14 protein-coding genes are annotated in these 17,194 nt (G+C 57.2%); 10 read left to right on the forward strand and 4 right to left on the reverse strand.

Annotation, left to right across the window (positions count from 1 at the left end):
* The first annotated feature begins 8 nt into the window (after nucleotides 1-8).
* From C6I21_RS03890 to C6I21_RS03910, 5 genes are all read left to right on the forward strand, one after another.
* Complete coding sequence (locus tag C6I21_RS03890; RefSeq protein WP_245411530.1) at nucleotides 9-1,481, forward strand: MFS transporter; 1,473 nt, start codon at nucleotides 9-11, stop codon at nucleotides 1,479-1,481.
* 77 nt (nucleotides 1,482-1,558) lie between these two features.
* Nucleotides 1,559-2,959, forward strand: coding sequence for a glucuronate isomerase (uxaC, locus tag C6I21_RS03895; RefSeq protein WP_105958133.1), 1,401 nt, complete (start codon nucleotides 1,559-1,561; stop codon nucleotides 2,957-2,959).
* A gap of 14 nt (nucleotides 2,960-2,973) precedes the next feature.
* On the forward strand, nucleotides 2,974-4,023 hold the full coding sequence (gene uxuA / locus C6I21_RS03900) for a mannonate dehydratase (RefSeq protein WP_105958134.1): 1,050 nt from the start codon (nucleotides 2,974-2,976) through the stop codon (nucleotides 4,021-4,023).
* The gene (locus C6I21_RS03905) at nucleotides 4,020-4,871 is read left to right on the forward strand and encodes an SDR family oxidoreductase (RefSeq protein ID WP_105958135.1); all 852 of its coding nucleotides are present in this window, start codon (nucleotides 4,020-4,022) and stop codon (nucleotides 4,869-4,871) included. The genes uxuA and C6I21_RS03905 overlap by 4 nt, the downstream gene beginning before the upstream one ends.
* A gap of 11 nt (nucleotides 4,872-4,882) precedes the next feature.
* Entirely contained in the window at nucleotides 4,883-5,509 is a 627-nt protein-coding gene (locus tag C6I21_RS03910) for a bifunctional 2-keto-4-hydroxyglutarate aldolase/2-keto-3-deoxy-6-phosphogluconate aldolase (protein ID WP_105958136.1), read from the forward strand.
* Nucleotides 5,510-5,811: 302 nt separating this feature from the next.
* Here C6I21_RS03910 and C6I21_RS03915 read toward each other — a convergent pair whose 3' ends face one another.
* Both C6I21_RS03915 and C6I21_RS03920 read right to left on the reverse strand, forming a co-directional pair.
* Entirely contained in the window at nucleotides 5,812-6,327 is a 516-nt protein-coding gene (locus tag C6I21_RS03915; RefSeq protein ID WP_105958137.1) for a GNAT family N-acetyltransferase, read from the reverse strand.
* A 14-nt stretch (nucleotides 6,328-6,341) separates the two neighbouring features.
* A complete protein-coding gene (locus C6I21_RS03920) occupies nucleotides 6,342-6,794 on the reverse strand; it encodes a MarR family winged helix-turn-helix transcriptional regulator (RefSeq protein WP_105958138.1) in 453 nt (150 codons plus the stop codon).
* Nucleotides 6,795-6,888: 94 nt separating this feature from the next.
* Between C6I21_RS03920 and C6I21_RS03925 the strand changes: the two genes are divergently transcribed.
* Nucleotides 6,889-7,491, forward strand: a complete 603-nt coding sequence (locus C6I21_RS03925; RefSeq protein ID WP_105958139.1) for a YczE/YyaS/YitT family protein — start codon at nucleotides 6,889-6,891, stop codon at nucleotides 7,489-7,491.
* Nucleotides 7,492-7,529: 38 nt separating this feature from the next.
* Here C6I21_RS03925 and C6I21_RS03930 read toward each other — a convergent pair whose 3' ends face one another.
* On the reverse strand, nucleotides 7,530-7,772 hold the full coding sequence (locus C6I21_RS03930; RefSeq protein ID WP_245411532.1) for an SHOCT domain-containing protein: 243 nt from the start codon (nucleotides 7,770-7,772) through the stop codon (nucleotides 7,530-7,532).
* Nucleotides 7,773-8,479: 707 nt separating this feature from the next.
* On the reverse strand, nucleotides 8,480-8,902 hold the full coding sequence (locus C6I21_RS03940; protein WP_105958141.1) for a pyridoxamine 5'-phosphate oxidase family protein: 423 nt from the start codon (nucleotides 8,900-8,902) through the stop codon (nucleotides 8,480-8,482).
* A 134-nt stretch (nucleotides 8,903-9,036) separates the two neighbouring features.
* On the opposite strand from C6I21_RS03940, the gene C6I21_RS03945 reads away from it, so the two are divergent.
* The 4 genes from C6I21_RS03945 to C6I21_RS03960 are packed head-to-tail and all read left to right on the forward strand — an operon-like array spanning nucleotide 9,037 to nucleotide 17,041.
* Nucleotides 9,037-10,539 (forward strand): TIGR02677 family protein, encoded by a 1,503-nt coding sequence (locus C6I21_RS03945; protein WP_105958142.1) that lies wholly within the window; start codon nucleotides 9,037-9,039, stop codon nucleotides 10,537-10,539.
* Entirely contained in the window at nucleotides 10,532-11,671 is a 1,140-nt protein-coding gene (locus C6I21_RS03950; protein WP_105958143.1) for a TIGR02678 family protein, read from the forward strand. The genes C6I21_RS03945 and C6I21_RS03950 overlap by 8 nt, the downstream gene beginning before the upstream one ends.
* The gene (locus tag C6I21_RS03955) at nucleotides 11,668-15,777 is read left to right on the forward strand and encodes a TIGR02680 family protein (protein ID WP_105958144.1); all 4,110 of its coding nucleotides are present in this window, start codon (nucleotides 11,668-11,670) and stop codon (nucleotides 15,775-15,777) included. The genes C6I21_RS03950 and C6I21_RS03955 overlap by 4 nt, the downstream gene beginning before the upstream one ends.
* Nucleotides 15,755-17,041: a TIGR02679 family protein gene (locus C6I21_RS03960; protein WP_105958145.1), complete on the forward strand. Its 1,287-nt coding sequence runs from the start codon at nucleotides 15,755-15,757 to the stop codon at nucleotides 17,039-17,041. The genes C6I21_RS03955 and C6I21_RS03960 overlap by 23 nt, the downstream gene beginning before the upstream one ends.
* Nucleotides 17,042-17,194: the final 153 nt, after the last annotated feature.

The raw sequence follows: 17,194 nt of genomic DNA on the forward strand, positions 1-17,194 counted from the left end.
CCGCCAAAATGTGGCAGATAGCATTTTTCGCCCTGAATAACACGGCTACCAACATTTATTTGTTCGCAATGGGATTTGTCACATACTACGCCACCGGCATTGCCGGGCTTTCCGTTTTGATCGTCAGTACCGTGTTAACGGCGATGAGGGCGTTTGACGCCGTCACGGATCCAATTATCGGCTTTATCGTGGATAGAACGGAAACGCGGTTCGGAAAATTCCGTCCGATCATGGTGCTCGGTAACATTGTGCTCGCCGTCTCGTTTTTACTCATGTTTACGTTGACGCACGAGCTGCCGCTCGCCGCTCAGCTGCCATTTTTCGTTCTGATTCATGCCATCTACATTTTAGGCTACACGATGCAGACGACGATGACGCGCGCAGCGCAGACGGTGCTGACAAACAACCCGAAGCAGCGCCCGCTGTTTACGATTTTTGACTCGGTTTACAACATACTGCTGTTTACCGGCGGGCAGCTGTTCGTCGCCGCGTACCTTGTCGAAAAGTATGGAGATTTCACACTCGGGTTCTTCGCCGAACTAAATACGATCGTTGTGACAGCCTCAGCCATCTTCACGGTGCTTGCGGTCATTGCGATCCGGTCGAAGGACCAGAAGGAATTTTTCGGCCTGTCTGATTTTGCGCCGAAAGTGCGCTTCCGTGATTACTGGCCGATTTTAAAAAACAACCGGCCGATCCGCATGCTCGTCCTGGCTGCCTCTACGGATAAACTTGCCGGTCAGGTCATGCAGCAGCAGGTCGCCCAGGTGATGTTCTTCGGTATTATTCTCGGCAACTTTGCTTTAAGCGGCACCGTGTCGATGATAGCGATCGCACCGAGTCTTCTCATTACGTATCTCGGTGTCATGTACGCACGAAAGCGCGGCTTAAAACGAACGCTCGTCGCCGCTTCTTGGGCTGGTGTCATTGCCTTTACGACGTTGTTTGTCCTGTTTTATCTGTTCGATCCGCAGGAGTTTACGCTGGCGGAATTCGGTGTACTGACGGTCGTTTTCCTCGCCCTCTACAGCGTTGGACGCGGGGTGAGTACGCTCGGCCCGTCGATTGTTATTCCGATGATTGCCGACGTGGCGGACTATGAAACGTACCGCACAGGCAGGTACGTGCCGGGAATGCTCGGTGCCCTGTTTTCTCTCGTTGATAAAGCCGTCTCCTCGCTCGCGCCGGCAATTGTCGGTGGACTCGTTGCCGTGATCGGTTTCCGGGATGAATTCCCGACGGTCGATGACACACTGACAGACGGGCTGCTCTTCGTCGGACTGCTGGCGATTCTCGGTATTCCGGTCCTCATGTGGCTCGTTTCTATTATTGCGATGAAATTTTACGAGCTGGATTCGGAGCGGATGGAAGAGATTCAGGCAGAAATTGCGAAGACGAAAGAAGAGATTCTCGAAGGCAAAGAACGCCGGGAGAAGTACGGAACGAGTGTGAAAGGTGAAGATCCGGAAAAGAAAGAATAAAGGGCTTGCAATACAGAAATCAACGCGTTAAACTATAATTAGTTTATTAGTCAAACAATTAAGTGGGGGTGACACACATGCAGACGTTTATCGAGGAGGACTTTTTGTTAAAAGGGGAGACGGCGAAGAAGCTGTACCATGACTATGCGAAGGATCTGCCGATTATCGATTTTCATAATCACCTCGTTCCGGAGGAGCTTCTCACAGATCGATCGTTCTCCAATCTGACTGACGTATGGCTCGGCGGGGACCACTACAAATGGCGGGCGATGCGCACGCATGGAGTCGAGGAATCGCTTATCTCCGGCAGCGCGGATCCGAAAGCGAAGTTCGACGCGTGGGCGGATACGGTACCGAATCTGATCGGGAACCCGCTCTACCACTGGACGCACCTGGAGCTGTCCCGTTACTTCGATATAAATAGTTTGTTGAACAATCAAACGAAAGATGATATTTACGAAAAAACAGCCGAGATGCTTTCTTCGGGCGGCGTGACGACGCATTCGGTTCTGAAAAAAAGCCGTGTGGAATTTCTCGGTACGACAGACGATCCGGCGGACCCGCTCGATACGCATCGGAAGCTCCAGCAGGCGGACGTTCCGTTTACCGCAGCGCCGTCGTTTCGGGCGGACCAGGCGATCCATCCGGAAAAACCGACGTTTCTATCGTGGGTCGAAAAGCTTGGCAATATACAGCAGAAGCCGATTGAAACGTACGATGATTTTCTCGAAGCGCTGTCGGAACGAATCGATGCGTTCGATGCGGCAGGCTGCCGTGCATCCGATCACGGAATCAACCGCATGTTTTATAAGGAGACCGGCGACCGCGAGGCAGCGGCGTTGTTTTCCCGGAGGCTTTACGGCGGGGTGCTGAATGAGGAGGAAGCGGAGAAGCTGAAGACGCACACGATGCTGTTCCTCGGTGAGAAGTATGCGGAGAAGGGCTGGGCGATGCAGCTGCATATCGGGCCGCTGCGCAACAATTATACGAAGAAGTTCCATGAGATCGGGGCGGACAGCGGCTTTGATTCGATTGGGGATGCGCCGGTGGCTGAGCCGCTTGCGGCGCTTCTGGACCGGCTGGCCTCGAAGGAGGCGCTGCCGAAGACGGTGCTGTTTACGCTCAATCCGAGGGATAATCCGGTGCTTGCGGCGATGGCGGGCAACTACCAGGAGGGCGGCATTCCGGGCAAGGTGCAGTTCGGGACGGCGTGGTGGCATAACGATCATGAGGCCGGCATGATTGATCAGATGACGGCGCTTGCCAGTATCGGGGTTATCCGCCACTTTATCGGGATGCTGACGGATTCGCGGAGTGTGCTGTCGATGTCGAGGCATGAATATTTCCGCCGGCTGCTGTCGAGTCTGATCGGCGGCTGGGTGGACGATGGCAAGGCGCCGAATGATGAAGCGCTGTTGAAGGAGTATATCGAAGGTATCTGCTACAAGAATGCGAAAGCGTATTTCAATTTAACGTAAAGGAGCGGGTTAATATGGAAATGAGTTTCCGCTGGTATGGCGACGATGATCCGGTGACGCTGGAGAATATCCGGCAGATTCCGGATATGAAGGGGATTGTGTCCGCGATTTACGACATTCCGGCCGGCGGGGTGTGGCCGTATGACCGGATTATGCAGCTGAAGGAAAAGGTGGAGCAGCACGGGATGCGTCTCAACGTGATTGAGAGTGTGCCGGTGCATGAAGACATTAAGATGGGGAAACCGGCGCGGGAGACATGGATCGAGAATTACAAACAGACGATCCGGAACTTGTCGAAAGCCGGTATTAAAACGATCTGCTACAACTTTATGCCGGTGTTTGACTGGACCCGTTCGGAAATGGCCGCGGCGCTTCCGGATGGATCGAACTCGCTGAAATACGACGAGGATACGCTGAAGGATATCGATCCGTTAAGCGGGCAGCTGACGCTTCCGGGGTGGGATCTTTCCTACCAGACCGATGAACTGCAGGCGATTATGGACGGGTACAAAGAAATTGACGAGGATCAGCTGATGGACAACCTGGTGTACTTTCTCGAGCGCATCATTCCCGTGGCGGAAGAGGAGGACGTGCTCATGGCGATCCACCCGGACGATCCGCCGTGGCGCATCTTTGATCTGCCGCGCGTCATCAACGGCAATACGCGGATCAAGGAAATGCTCACCCGCGTGGACAGCCCGAGTAACGGAATCACGTTCTGTACCGGTTCGTACGGCGCCGATCCGGAAAACGACCTTCTGGAAATTATCGAAACGGCAGAAGGACGGATTCACTTTGTCCACGCCCGGAACGTGAAGCGGATGAAAAGCGGCTATTCGTTTCAGGAAACGGCACACTCGATTCATGCCGGCTCCATTGATATGGTCGCCGTTTTGGAGAAGCTTCATGAAGTCGGGTTTGACGGACCGATCCGTCCGGACCACGGCCGCATGATCTGGGGAGAGACGGGGCGGCCGGGCTATGGATTATACGACCGCGCGCTCGGTGCCACGTATTTGAACGGAATCATCCACACTCTACAAAAAAAGGAGAATGCCCAATGACATTACCTCTGCAGGTAGATCTGACCGGACGTGTTGTGGCGATTACAGGCGGGAGCGGCGTGCTCGGCTCGGTGATGAGTGAAGCGCTCGCGGAAGCCGGCGCCAAAATTGCCGTGCTTGCCATCGATCAGGAGGCGAACGACCGCGTCGTCCGTGCCATCGAGGAAAAGGGCGGCACGGCGAAAGGATATATTGCCGATGTGCTGAGTAAAGAGGGGCTGGAAGAGACACGCGCAGCTATTCATCAGGATCTTGGACCGGTGGACATTTTAATTAACGGCGCCGGCGGCAACAGTCCGAAAGCGACGACGACAAACGAGCAGCTTTCGCTCGAAGATATGAAGGACAGCGAGCAGCGGACATTTTTTGACCTGGATTCAGGAGCCGTGGAAAAGCTGTTTCAGCTGAACTTTATCGGTACGCTGCTGCCGACGCAGGTGTTCGCCCAGGATATGGTCGGCAAGGATCACGCGGCGATCATCAACATTTCGTCGATGAACGCGTACCGCCCGCTGACGAAGATCCCGGCCTACAGCGGGGCGAAAGCGGCCATCAGCAACTTCACGCAGTGGCTTTCGACGTACTTCGCCGAAGTCGGCATCCGCGTCAATGCGATCGCACCGGGCTTTTTCCTGACGGCGCAGAACCGTGAGCTGCTGCTGGATGAAAACGGCGATTACACCGAGCGGGCGCAGAAGATTATCGAGCATACGCCGCAGCACCGGTTCGGCGAGCCGGACGAGCTTCTCGGCACGCTGCTCTGGCTGCTGGAGCCGAAAGCGTCCGGCTTCGTCAACGGCATCGTCGTACCGATCGACGGCGGCTTCTCCGCCTACTCGGGCGTCTAGGAGCGGACCGGATGTTTTCCCACCGGATTTATACAGACATGCTCCGCGGAAAACTCGCCGTCGTCATCCGCGGAGCGGATAAAGAAGAAGCGGTACGTACCGCGGAAGCCTGCTATGCTGGCGGGATCCGTCTTCTGGAGATGGCGTTTACGAACCCGGATGCCCCGGACATCATCCGGGAGGTGAAACGCCGTTTTCCGAAGGCGGTCGTCGGTGCAGGGACGGTCCTCGACAGTGAAACAGCGGCGCAGGCAGTGGCTGCGGGGGCCCAGTTTATCGTCAGCCCGTCGTTTCAGGAAGCATCGGCCCGGTTCTGCCACCGGTACGACATACCGTACCTGCCGGGGTGCATGACGATTCAGGAAATGGTGACGGCAATGGAGCACGGGGTGAAGGTCGTCAAGCTGTTCCCCGGCAGTGCCTTTACGCCGGATTTCATCAAAAACGTGAAGCAGCCGCTTCCGCAGGTGTCGATCATGCCAACCGGCGGCATTACGCTGGAAAACGTAAACGACTGGTTCGCCGCAGGAGCGGTGCTGGCCGGTGTCGGCGGGGACATCACGCGCGGAGCGGGGGACGGCGATTTCGCCGCCGTACGCACGAAGGCAGAAGCGTTTGTGAAACAGGTACACGGATAAGTTGGAACAGCCCGCGGCGGGAGTGCGCACCGCGGGCTGTTTTTTTGTTGGTGGAGGGGGCGGCAGCGTCGGTTTACGGCGGTTTCGTTGCGGTCTTCGCCGGTCGTATGGCGGTGTCGGCGCTGATCGTAGCGATCTTGAAGGCCGGCGTGGCGATCTCGGGCGCAGGTGTGGCGGTCTGAGCTGCTGTCGTGGCGGTCCTGCTTCCTGCTGTGGCGATCTTACCGGCATCTGCTGAATGACCGGCCGCCGGGGAACCCGCGGCGGCCCATCTGCCTTCAAGCGGTTATACGGATTTTCTCTTACAGATCCACCGCATACAAATAATCGGTCTGCTCATCTGTGCCGAGGAAAAAGGAATGGCTGCCGGTTTTTACGAAGCCGCGGCGTTCGTAAAAGGCGATGGCGTGCTCGTTCTTTTCCCAGACACCGAGCCAGATGCGCTTCATGCCGGCATCACGTGCTTTCTGGAAGGCTTCATCGAGAAGGAGCCGTCCGAACCCGCGTCCCTGAAAGGCCTGGAGCACGTAGATCCGCTCCACTTCAAGTGCGTCGGCTCCCATCGGCTCCGACTGCGCCCCGCCGGTATTCAGCTTCAGGTATCCTGCCGGCGCGCTGTTTTCATACAGGAGATAAAAGGACGTGCCGTCTGTTTCCAGCTCGCGCCGCAGCTGTTCTGTGGAAAACGCACGGCGCAGGTAGGCGTCGAGGTCTTCGGGGGTATTCTGCTCCTGAAACGTTTCCTGAAAGGTTTTTTGGCTGATGGCTGCGAGTGTCTCTATGTCCTGTTTGCTGCACGGCTTTAACTCTACTGTCATCCTCGATTCCTCCTCTAATATGGACGTTTCTGTCCTTTTTTCACGAGCTCCCAGTCCGATGCGATGTTATCGCGTACGCGCTCAAGGTACGCCGACAGCTGCCGGATCTCTTCTTCCGTAAAGCCTTCCAGCGCGGTTTCATTGGAATACGTGTTCTCGCGGATAATGAACGGATAGACTTCCTTTCCGCGCGCTGTTGGAAACAGGCGGCGGATTTTTCTGTTTGTTTCATCGGGCTTTTTTTCAATGAATCCGTTTTTCTCCAGGCTGGCCACGGCACGGGCTGCTGTCGTCCGGTCGACTTTAATCATTTCTGCGAGTTTTTCCTGGATGATGCCCGGGTTTTCGCAGATGCGGACGAGATACAAATACTGGCCTTTGGTCAGCGCCACTTCTTTAAACTCGACGTTGCTGATGGAATCGAGCGCCCTCGCGATGACGCCGATGTCGCGTAAAATATCCTTCATGCTCTCCTCCTCTGAAAATGTTGCATATGCAACAAAAATAAGCTACACTCAGTGTACGATAATTTTATTGCATATGCAACAAAAAGGAGGAGCTATGATTTATGTATATTACGCCGCCGGTCTGCTTCTTTCCGCTGCAGGAGCGTCCCTGACAGTGCGGGCCGATCTCGGAGCGTCCCCGTTCGTTGCCATGCTCGTCGGCTTGTCCGAAACGATCGGACTCACGCCGGGCAGCTGGGAAGTGGTCATCGCCATCCTGTTAATTACGATAAATGCGCTGCTCAGCCGAAGCCGCCCTGAAGCAGCCGGCATCATCACTGCGCTGCTAATGGGCATCGGCCTCGACAGCGGATTGTACGTGCTGCAGCAGTTTCCCGAGCCTGCCGGAATGATGCAGCAGACTACTGCATTCGCCGCCGGTCTGCTGCTGCTTGCCTGCGGCACCGCTGTCTACCTGACGACGCGCGTCGCTCCCGTGCCGGACGACCGCTTCATTCTTCTCATCCAGCAGCGCGCAGACACGACTGTTTTCCGCTCCCGCACCGCCGTCTACATCGGCTTTCTCGTTCTCGCCCTTCTCCTCGGCGGACCGATCGGTGCCGGCACGCTCGTCACCGTCGCCTTCAGCGGCATGCTCGTCCACCACTTCATGCCTCTGGCCGCCAGGGCCCCGGCGATACAAAAAAGCCTCCCTTAAACGAGAAGAGGCGGCAGAAATGTCTGCCGCCCTTGATCTCATGACTTGTTTTTCAGCTTCGCTCTCATCCGCTCATATTCCTCTTCCGAAAGCTCTCCGCGCGCGTACCGTTTTTCTAAAATCTGCTCCGCGGACTCTTCGTTCCGCCCGGCAGAAGAAGACGATCCTTTTGCAGCAATCGACCAGATCAGATACACAATCAGCGCGGTGAAAAGCAGGAAAAAGAAAAATCCAAATCCCATAAACCCGCCGAACCAGTTTCCCATGGATCCATCCATCATACGAACCCCTCCTCCTCTGCTTCTGTCTTCATTCTCGCAGACAGATATGAAGATTCTGTGTAGAGACGTCGTTTTTACGTTGTTAACAGACATTCTCTATGGTCCAGAAGAAATAAAAGAGATACGATGCTTCCAATGATGGAATTTCTCCGCTGCCCGACAGAAGCCTGCGTGGGCTTGTCTTAAAGCCGGGAGGACTACCGCTTCACACTATACACATTCTATTCTCTCTTTTTTTTGGGAGTTTTCGTAGATGACGGTGCCGGAAAGCGGCAGTTTGATGTCATTCGAAAAACACCGGACCAGAAACAGCCGCCCGCGGACCAGCATGGCTCGTTTTCGGAACACGCCGGCCCTGTATCGGACCAAAAACAGGTTCAACCGGACCAGGCGCTTCGTAACGGACCAACTTCCGTCGAAATCGGACCAGGTTCTGCACCAAACCGGACCAACTTTCCAGGCCATCGGACCACCGGCCGCCGAAACTTCCGGCGCCCCCTCTGCTCCAAGCCGTCTCCTGCTCTCGCCCAGCAGTTCTTATGCCCTCTGGATCGTTTACGGCTGCAGGTGCAGGAAGGAAACGGGAACCTGTTCAACAAACCTCTCTTTTCCTTTAAGATCAGGTGGTTTCTGCATGGTTTATGTCAGCAGCAAAAAGCTTCCGGAAGTCCCATGAGGACCGCCGGAAGCTTTTTCTACCTATACTCTTACAGATCCAGGCTCTTCGGTGCTTCGCCTTTTTTGTTCATGAGGCGGATCGAATCCGGCTTGATTTCGAGGAAAATGAGCTCGGGATCCTCTTTGCCGCCGAACCAGTTGTTCATGTCATCAAACCAGAGATCCTCGACGAGGTTTTTGTCGTCGCGGATGGACGCTGTGCCGGCTACTTCGACGAACTCGTCGCCGATGCCGTCACCCTGGTAGCCGAGCAGAATGTGGACGTTGTTGTTCTTGTCGATTTCCTCGGCTTTGTGCGTTTCGCGGCTCGTCGGCGTGTACAGCGTTAAATCCTTATTGAGAAACGTCATGTAGCGGGTATGCGGCTTGTCGTTTTCCACGGTCGCAAGCGTGCCGATCGCATGCTGCTCCATAATCGATTCAATTCGTTCGCGCAGTTGTTTCTGGTCCATGTGTATCGTCTCCTTTTATACGCAGTAGTCGTTCTACACACCCAATTTCCTGTTTTGGGCAGAAGTTAAACAACGTACTGCATAGACCTTGATGACCTCCTTCGTTATACTAAAACGAGAAGGAGGCGGAACCGATGCTCAGCCCGATGAAAAAGCTCACCGAAGCAAGCTACTTAACCGCAGAAAATGCGTCCGGATACCGTGCGGTCCTGCGCTATTTCTACATCCAGCATGAACGGATGCGCGACTACCTCGCCCCGGAGGAAGTCCTCGCCCACCTGCAGTCGCTGCCGGCCTATGCCGAAACCGACGAAAACACCCTGCTCCAGCAGCTCGCCCAGCTCGTCAAATGGGGCAACCTCCATGCGCGGCAGGACATGACAAACGCCCGCACGATCGAAGAGTACAAAAAGAAACGGTTCCGCTACCAGGCCACCCCCTACACGATCGAAATCGAACGCATGACCATCCAGCTTGAAACGATGAACCAGGAACAATTCGGTGGTTCCCTCGAAAAATCCCAGTTCGACCGGCTGCTCGACAACCTCGGCCGCCTCAACCAGGAAATCACCGGCGGGCTCCCCTCCGGCACCGAGGCTTCCATGCGGCTGTGGGAAGACATTCTTCAGTCCTTTCAGACGATCCGCACAAGCACCGCAGACTACGTCGCCTACATACACAGCGAACAAACCGACCAGCGCATGCAGAGCGACGCCTTTCTCGTCTACAAAAACCAGTTCACCACCTACCTGCGCGACTTCATTATCTCGCTGCAGCGCACCTCCCTCCAGATCATCGACCAGCTGGAACAGATCCGTCCGGAAAAAATGACGCTCTTTATCGAGACGCTCATCGAACACCGGAGAGGCGTGCCGAGGCTGGAGGACGTTTCCGCTTCGGATATCGACAGCTGGGAAACCGAATTCCGCAGCCTCTGGCAGGCGGTGCTGGACTGGTTTATCGGCTCCGACGGCCGCCAGAGCGAGCTGGAGATGCTGCAGATTCAGACGAACGAAATGATCCGCCGCATCACGCGCTACGTGCAGCGGCTGAGTGAACGGCGCCACGAGCACCAGAGCCGCCGGCAGGAGTACCTTCACCTGAGCCGGATGTTTGCAGAAACCGGCACGATCGAAGAGGCGCACCGTCTCGCCGGCATGGTATTCGGTCCGGAGAGCGTGCGTCACCTCCGCATGAGCGGGGATACGACCGACCTGCTTCATCAGGACGTGTGGGATCAGCCGCCGGAAGTCATTCCTATAAAACCGCGTGTCCGCCAGTACCGGGAAAAGACGAAAGCCGGAGCTCTGCAGTCCAATGAAGCGAAAAAAGAGGCTTATTTACAGGAAGTCCGGCGGGAGCAGGAACAGGAGCGCCGGCTCATCGATACGTATTTTTCCGACGGGCCGCTCACGCTGTCCACAGTAGAGCGCGTGCAGCCGGAAGTCCGCAAAATGCTTCTCGCCTGGATCGGCCGCGCCGCCGCGCATCCGGAACGGACAGTGAAAACGGATTACGGCTTTTCCGTGCACGTGGCCATTCACCGCGGCACCCGCATTACGCTCCCGGCAGAGGATGGCGTCATGACGATGCCGGACGTGACGTTTACGATTAAAGGAGAGAACCCTTATGTTTGATGAGAAAGCGGTCGACGCTCTGGATATTCTGCTGCATCAGTTCTGGGTGCTTCGAAGCCGCGAACCGAAGGCGTACCAGCTCATCCGGGAAAGAGAAAAAGTGCTGCGCCGCTATATCGAGGATAAATTCGGTCTGCACCTGCTCGTCCACCCCCACGTTATTAAGCTGGAAAAAATCCCGGTGGAACCGAAAGCCTGGATGGGACTTGCGGGCTTTCAGGAAAAGCGGGACTACGTGCTGTTCTGTTCGGCGATGGCGTTTCTGGAAGAGAAGGCGGTGGAGGAGCAGTTTCTTCTGTCCGAGCTGACAGAAGAGATCCGGCAGATGGAAGAAGACGTGGACTGGACGGTGTATACCCACCGCAAATCGCTTATCCGCGCGTTGAAAGCGCTGACAGATCTGGAGCTTATCCGGCTCGTCGACGGCCATCTGCAGCCGTTTGATATGGATCAGGAGCAGGAAGTGCTCTATGAAACGACGGTGTACGGCAGCTATTTTCTGCGTGCGTTTCCGGCCCCGCTGTCGTCGTTTTCCGGCGTGGATGCGGTTCAGCAGGCAGAGCAGGATATGCAGCGCGACCACGAGCGCCGGCGCCGCGTCTACCGGAAGCTGTTTTTCACCCCGGCCGTGCAGCGTGAAGGGGCGGATGATGCTGATTTTCTGTATATCCGCACGCACCGGAGCTGGCTGATGGAGGATATTGAATCGCACTCCCCGTTCCGGCTCCGGGTGTTTAAAAATACGGCGCTGCTGACGGTGGACCATCCGAAGCCGTCCCAGACCGTATTTCCGGATACAAAGGCCGTCTCGGACGTGCTGCTGCAGCTGGCTTCGGTACTGCACGAGGAGCGCGGGACACTGGAGGTATTCGAGACCGGCGAAGTGCTTCTGACACACGGAGAGTTTGAGGCGCTGCTTGAGAAAACACGGCGCCGCTTTGGGAGCGGCTGGGCGAAGTACCTGCGGGAAAGTTCAGTGCAGGCGGTGAAAAAGGAATGCCTGGAAGCGATGAAAGCGTGGGAGATGGCCGTGGAATCGCACGATCAGGCAATGATCTACGTACAGCCGGCTGCCGGTATTCTTGCCGGCACGTATCCGGACGATTATGAAGACGGGGAGGCAGACTCATGAGCGGAGAACAATGGCAGATGAACCGGGCCGGCCTGGTGAATTTCTGGTACTACGACAAAGAAGTATTTTCTTTTGAAGACGGCAAACTGCTGCTCCGCGGAGCGAACGGATCGGGTAAATCGGTGACGATGCAGAGCATTCTGCCGGTACTTCTCGACGGCCGGAAATCACCGGACCGGCTTGATCCGTTCGGATCCCGGGCGAGGCGGATGGAGGATTACCTTCTCGGCGAAAAAGAAGTGTCCGGCCACGAAGAGCGGACAGGGTACCTGTTCCTCGAGTACATAAAGCCGGAAAGCGGCCAGTACATAACGACCGGCATCGGTATGCAGGCGCGCCGCGGAAAGCCGATGAAATCGTGGTACTTTCTGATTACCGACAACCGCCGGGCGGAAGTCGACTTTCCGCTTACACTGACCCATACCGGGGAAGAAATTCCGCTGTCAGAAAAAGAGCTGGAAAACCGGATTGCCTCCGGCGGGCACGTCGTAAAGACGCAGAAAGAATACATGGAGCTCGTGAACCGTTATGTATTTGGCTTTCACTCCATGGAGGCGTACGAAGATTTAATTAAGCTGCTCATTCAGCTGCGCAGCCCGAAGCTTTCGAAGGATTTTAAGCCGACAGTTATTTATGAAATTCTTGAGTCGGCGCTTCCGCCGCTTAAGGATGACGAGATCCGCTACCTGTCCGATACGATCGAGCAGATGGATCAGACGCAGCAGCAGATCGAACAGCTCCGTCAGGAAAAAGAATCGGCCGGCCGGGTCGTTTCCGCCTACGACCGCTATAACCGCTACGTCGCCGCAGAGCGGGCGGCGAAGTGGAAGCAGGCGTCGGCAAAGCGCACCGGTGCCGAAGACGAGAAAGACCGGCTCACCGCCCTCGAGGAGGAGCTAGCTGCACGTGCGGAAGAACTCGAGAAGGAAGAAACGATGCAGCGTGCCGTGGTGGATCGGCTGGAAACGGAGCAGGAGCAGCTGCAGCACCATGAAGTGTGGGCGCTGGAAAAACGCCTTGGCGAAATACAGACAGAAACGGCACGCTACGAGAAAGAAGCAGTGCGGCTGGAGGAAAAACGCGACGGAAAGCAGCGCGAGTACGGCGTGAAAAAGGCCGGCCTCGATGACGTCAACCAGGAGCAGCGGCAGGAGAAACAGCGCCGGGCTGATCTGTATCTGGATATGGAAGGGGCGGCGGAAGCAGCGTCGTTTTCCTCCCACACGGCGCACAGAGAGGACCTGGAGCGCCTCGGGGAGAAGGATCACAGCTTTGATGTGTGGAATAAGGCGGTGCGCGGCCACCGGGAGCATCTGCGGGAGGCGCTCGCCCTGCTGGAGGAGAAGGAGCGTCAGGAGGTCCGGTTCCGGGAGCTGGAGCGGATGTCGTCGGAGCAGAAGCAGGCGCTTGATTATACGGTGCAGGAATACCGCCGTGCGGGCCGGTGGTACAGCGAGGAGCTGCAGAAGCTGGAGGATGCTGTATTTCAGTGGATTGCGGAGCGGCCGGAGCTTGAGGTGACGCAGGAGGAGAGACGGAGTGTGTCGCGGCTGCTTCAGGGACTGGAAGACGAGACGGACTACAGTGGTGTGACGGATCTTTTGTTTGAGCGCATCGACCGGTTCCGGGATCGTGTGCAGGAGGCGCGGGCCGGGGTGCTGGAAGCGGTCCGGCAGAAGCAGGAGGAAAAGCGGCAGGCCGAAGCGACTTATGAGGACACGGCTTCGAGGAAGATGATCGAGCCCGAACGTGCGGAGGGAACGGTCCAGCACCGGGAAACGCTCGCGCGGCAGGGCACGGGAGCGGTGCCGTTTTATGAAGCGGTGGAGTTTAAAGAGGAAGTGCCGGAAGCGGAGCGTGCACAGCTTGAAGCGGCGCTCGCGGAGGCGGGCATTCTCGACAGTCTGCTGACAGCGGAGCGGGTGACACCGGTGGAGGACGCCGTTTTCGTTCCGGATGCCCGCATGCTCGTCCCGACGCTTGCCGACTATTTGAAGGCGGATGTTGAAGCCGGATCGCCGGTACCGGCCGCTGTGGCAGCGGAAGTGCTTCAGTCGATTCCGCTGGATGTCAGTGAGGCGGGAATAGCAGTCGGAATGGACGGGACGTATCAGCTCGGGCCGGTTCAGGGACATGCGCCGAAGCAGGAACAGGCACGCTACATCGGCCGGACCTCGCGGAAGCGGCACCGGGAAGAGCAGCTCCGGCTGCTGGAAGAGGAGATCGGACGTCTGAAACAGGAGGAGGAAGCGCTCCTGGAAAAAAGGGCGGAAAAAGATGCGGAGCTGGAGCGGATCCGGCACTGGAAAAGCGTGTTTCCGAAAAATATGATCGTTGAAGATATTTCCCGGGAAATGGAGCAGCTGAAACAAAAGCAGTCGCTGCAGGCGGAGCAGCTGGAGCAGACAGATGCCGTGTGGAAGCAGGTTCAGGTGGAGCTCGGCCGGCTGCAGCAGAAGCTGTATACGTATTCCCACCTGTTCTCCTTCGATCTCACAGCCGAAGCGGTCCGGGAGGCGGCGGAGGAGATGGAGGCGTATCAGGAAATGCTGCAGGAGCTGCAGAACGTTTCCGTCCGCCTCGGTGCTCTCCAGAGCAGGGAACGTGACCTGCAGGAAACGCTTCGTGATATTGAAGAAGAGCTCGACTACCTGCAGGGGGAAAAACATGCTGCAGAAAGCCAGGCGGAACGGAGCCGGCATCAGGCTTCGGCGCTGGAGGAGCAGCTGAAGCTCGAAGGGGCTGATGCGCTCCGGGAGAAGATTCAGCTCGTCCGCAGCCGGCTTCATGAGGCGAAAGAAGAGCTGGAAACAGTGATCCGGAGCCGTCCGGAAGTGCGCGGAGATCTGAAGCGTACGAAGGAGCAGCTGGATGGCGCCGGAGAAAAGCATAGGTTCTGGACAGCGATGGAAAAAGCGTGGGAGGAATCCGTGAAGCAGGAAGTCCGCCGCGGCTTTATTGCTCCGGAAAACGATTCGGCCGAAAGCGTACTTCAGGAGACGGAATCAGCGCTTTCTTCCTTTGAAAAACCGAAGCTGCTGGAGCAGCTGACAAAAGCCGTTCTGGAAGAGCAGGGCGTTTTGTCGGAATACCGGATGGCGCACCGCACCGAGGAAGCAGTGCTTCCGGAAGCGCTCACGGATGTTCCCGAAGCGTACGAAGCGTACGTCGTCGAATTTCAGCAGGCGAAAGACCGGCGCATCGTGCAGCTGTACGATCAGGGAAGCCCGGTCACTCCGTACTATGTGGCGGAGAAAGCGGCTTCGCGGTATGAAGAGCAGAAGCGGTACCTCGATGAGCAGGACCGTGCGCTGTATGAAGACATTATCATGAACCATATCGGCACGATTCTGCGGAGCCGCATCCGCCGGGCATCGCGCTGGGTCAAAGCGATGGATGCGATCATGTCCGAGCGGGATAACTCATCGGGACTGCTTTTTTCCGTCGCCTGGAAACCGCAGCGCGCCGAGTCGGAGGCGGAGATGGATACGAAGGATCTGGTGGCGCTTCTGCAGCGGGACAGCAAGTACCTGCGCGAGGAGGATTTAGACCGGATCACGCAGCACTTTCAATCCCGCATAGCCGGGGCGAAGGAGATGCTGCAGCTGAAGCAGGAGGGAACGACACTGCTTCAGGTGTTAAAGGAGGTTCTCGATTACCGGAAGTGGTTTGCGTTTGAGCTGTCGTTTAAGCGGGAGAACGAAGGGGTGAAACGGGAGCTGACTGACAATGCCTTCTTCCGATTTTCCGGCGGGGAGAAAGCGATGGCAATGTACATTCCGCTGTTTACCGCCGCCTACTCCCGCTACCAGGAGGCAGCTGCCCAGGCGCCGTACATCATTTCGCTCGACGAGGCATTTGCCGGCGTTGATGACATGAATATCCGCGATATGTTTGAAGTCGTCGAGCAGCTCGGCTTCGACTATATCATGAATTCACAGGCGCTCTGGGGCGACTATGACACCGTCTCCTCGCTCGCCGTCGCAGAGCTGCTGCGGCCGAAAAATGCTGACTTCGTCACCGTCATGCGCTACACGTGGGACGGGGCACGGAGAAAGCTGTTAACGCCGGGAGGGATGGAGAATGGACCGGATACGACTGCTTAACGATGATCCTGCGCTGCAGGCGTTGTTTGCACGTCTGCGCCGGAAATACGAATCGCTCGGCCGTGTCGGCGGGACGGTCGACCTGCGCAGCCTCCGCCCCGAGGAGCGGACGGCTGCGGCGTCGCTTCTCGGTCTGTCGGAGGAGGAGCTGACCCGCAGGCGCCTTTCACTGGAAACCGTCGAACGGCAGCTGCAGTCGACGGTGTTTGAAGGGTTTTCCCTGCCCGAACTGCTGGAGGCCTACTACGGTGAAGCGGTTCTTTCAACTAAAGAGAAAGCGGCACAGGAAGCAGAAGCGGAGACGGCTTTGTTTGCTTCTCTTCGTCATCGTCACGAGGGGATTTCCTGGTATCTCGACTGGATACAGGATCATGCAAAGGATGCCCGCTGGGTCCGTACACTGGCGCTTTCGGAAAAGGACGTTTTCGCAGGGTGGGTAGAGAAGCTGGAGGCGGCGTATGGGTATCTGAAGCAGCCGCATGACTGGATCCGGCTGCCGCTGTTTGCGGAGAAGGTGACGGGAAATCCGCATGCGTTTGACCGGGGGGTAGTCGGAGGCCGGCTGCTCGTTCATCTGCTGGCGGTGCATCGTCTGCTGGAGAAGGAGGAGGCGTTTCCGCGGTCGGGTGAGGCGGAAACGGCGCTTTTGGCGGAGTGGAAGGTGCTGCGGGATGATTTGTGGAGTTTTGTGACGGTGCAGAATGTCGTGGGGTGGAAGGATGGAATGAAGCATCCTGTGTGGCAGGCGGCGGTGGAATCGGGGACGGTTCTGAATGTGCCGCTCCGGGAGGTGGTTATGCTGACGGAAGCGGCGCCTGCCCGCGGAAACATCGTGTGGATCGTGGAAAATGCGGCGGTTGCGTCGACGTTGATGGATGCGGTGCCGGAAGCGCCGGTTCTCTGCACGCACGGTCAGCTTCGTACGTCCGGATGGGTGCTTCTGGAGCTGCTCGCTGCTTCCGGGTCCGTGCTCTATTATTCGGGGGATCTGGATCCGGAAGGGCTGCAGATTGCGGAGAAGATTGCTTCCCGTTTCCCGGAGAACACGGTGCTGTGGCGTATGGGCGCAGACGTGTACAGACGCTTCGTGTCGACGGAAGAACTTCCGGCCGGGCGGCTCGCGGGACTCGATTCGCTGGCGCATCCGCTTCTTTTGGAGACGGCTGCGGCGATGAAAGAGCAGAAGCATGTGGCGTACCAGGAGGCGTGGGCGGACCGGCTGGAAGCGGATATGAAAGAAGCCGGCGGGAGGAACCACGTATGACTGCGGGCTGGAAACCGCCCGCCCTCTGCCGGGACAGCGTTCTGTTGGAAGCAGATGGGCCGCTGCGGGTTCCGGCGGCCGGTGATCCGGTGGGCTGAGAAGTTGGTCCGGTTTGGTGCGGGATATGTTCCGATTTCAGCTGGAGCTGGTCCG

This window comes from Alkalicoccus urumqiensis, from assembly GCF_002993335.1.
In the GTDB taxonomy this organism is placed as follows: domain Bacteria; phylum Bacillota; class Bacilli; order Bacillales; family Salisediminibacteriaceae; genus Alkalicoccus; species Alkalicoccus urumqiensis.

Coding starts and splice junctions, on each gene's coding strand:
- C6I21_RS03920 (WP_105958138.1), bottom strand. CDS start 6,794: ATGAAGGATATTTTACGCGACATCGGCGTCATCGCGAGGGCGCTCGAT.
- uxaC (WP_105958133.1), top strand. CDS start 1,559: ATGCAGACGTTTATCGAGGAGGACTTTTTGTTAAAAGGGGAGACGGCG.
- C6I21_RS03945 (WP_105958142.1), top strand. CDS start 9,037: ATGCTCAGCCCGATGAAAAAGCTCACCGAAGCAAGCTACTTAACCGCA.
- C6I21_RS03905 (WP_105958135.1), top strand. CDS start 4,020: ATGACATTACCTCTGCAGGTAGATCTGACCGGACGTGTTGTGGCGATT.
- C6I21_RS03925 (WP_105958139.1), top strand. CDS start 6,889: ATGATTTATGTATATTACGCCGCCGGTCTGCTTCTTTCCGCTGCAGGA.
- uxuA (WP_105958134.1), top strand. CDS start 2,974: ATGGAAATGAGTTTCCGCTGGTATGGCGACGATGATCCGGTGACGCTG.
- C6I21_RS03930 (WP_245411532.1), bottom strand. CDS start 7,772: ATGATGGATGGATCCATGGGAAACTGGTTCGGCGGGTTTATGGGATTT.
- C6I21_RS03890 (WP_245411530.1), top strand. CDS start 9: ATGTGGCAGATAGCATTTTTCGCCCTGAATAACACGGCTACCAACATT.
- C6I21_RS03915 (WP_105958137.1), bottom strand. CDS start 6,327: ATGACAGTAGAGTTAAAGCCGTGCAGCAAACAGGACATAGAGACACTC.
- C6I21_RS03910 (WP_105958136.1), top strand. CDS start 4,883: ATGTTTTCCCACCGGATTTATACAGACATGCTCCGCGGAAAACTCGCC.
- C6I21_RS03940 (WP_105958141.1), bottom strand. CDS start 8,902: ATGGACCAGAAACAACTGCGCGAACGAATTGAATCGATTATGGAGCAG.
- C6I21_RS03955 (WP_105958144.1), top strand. CDS start 11,668: ATGAGCGGAGAACAATGGCAGATGAACCGGGCCGGCCTGGTGAATTTC.
- C6I21_RS03950 (WP_105958143.1), top strand. CDS start 10,532: ATGTTTGATGAGAAAGCGGTCGACGCTCTGGATATTCTGCTGCATCAG.
- C6I21_RS03960 (WP_105958145.1), top strand. CDS start 15,755: ATGGACCGGATACGACTGCTTAACGATGATCCTGCGCTGCAGGCGTTG.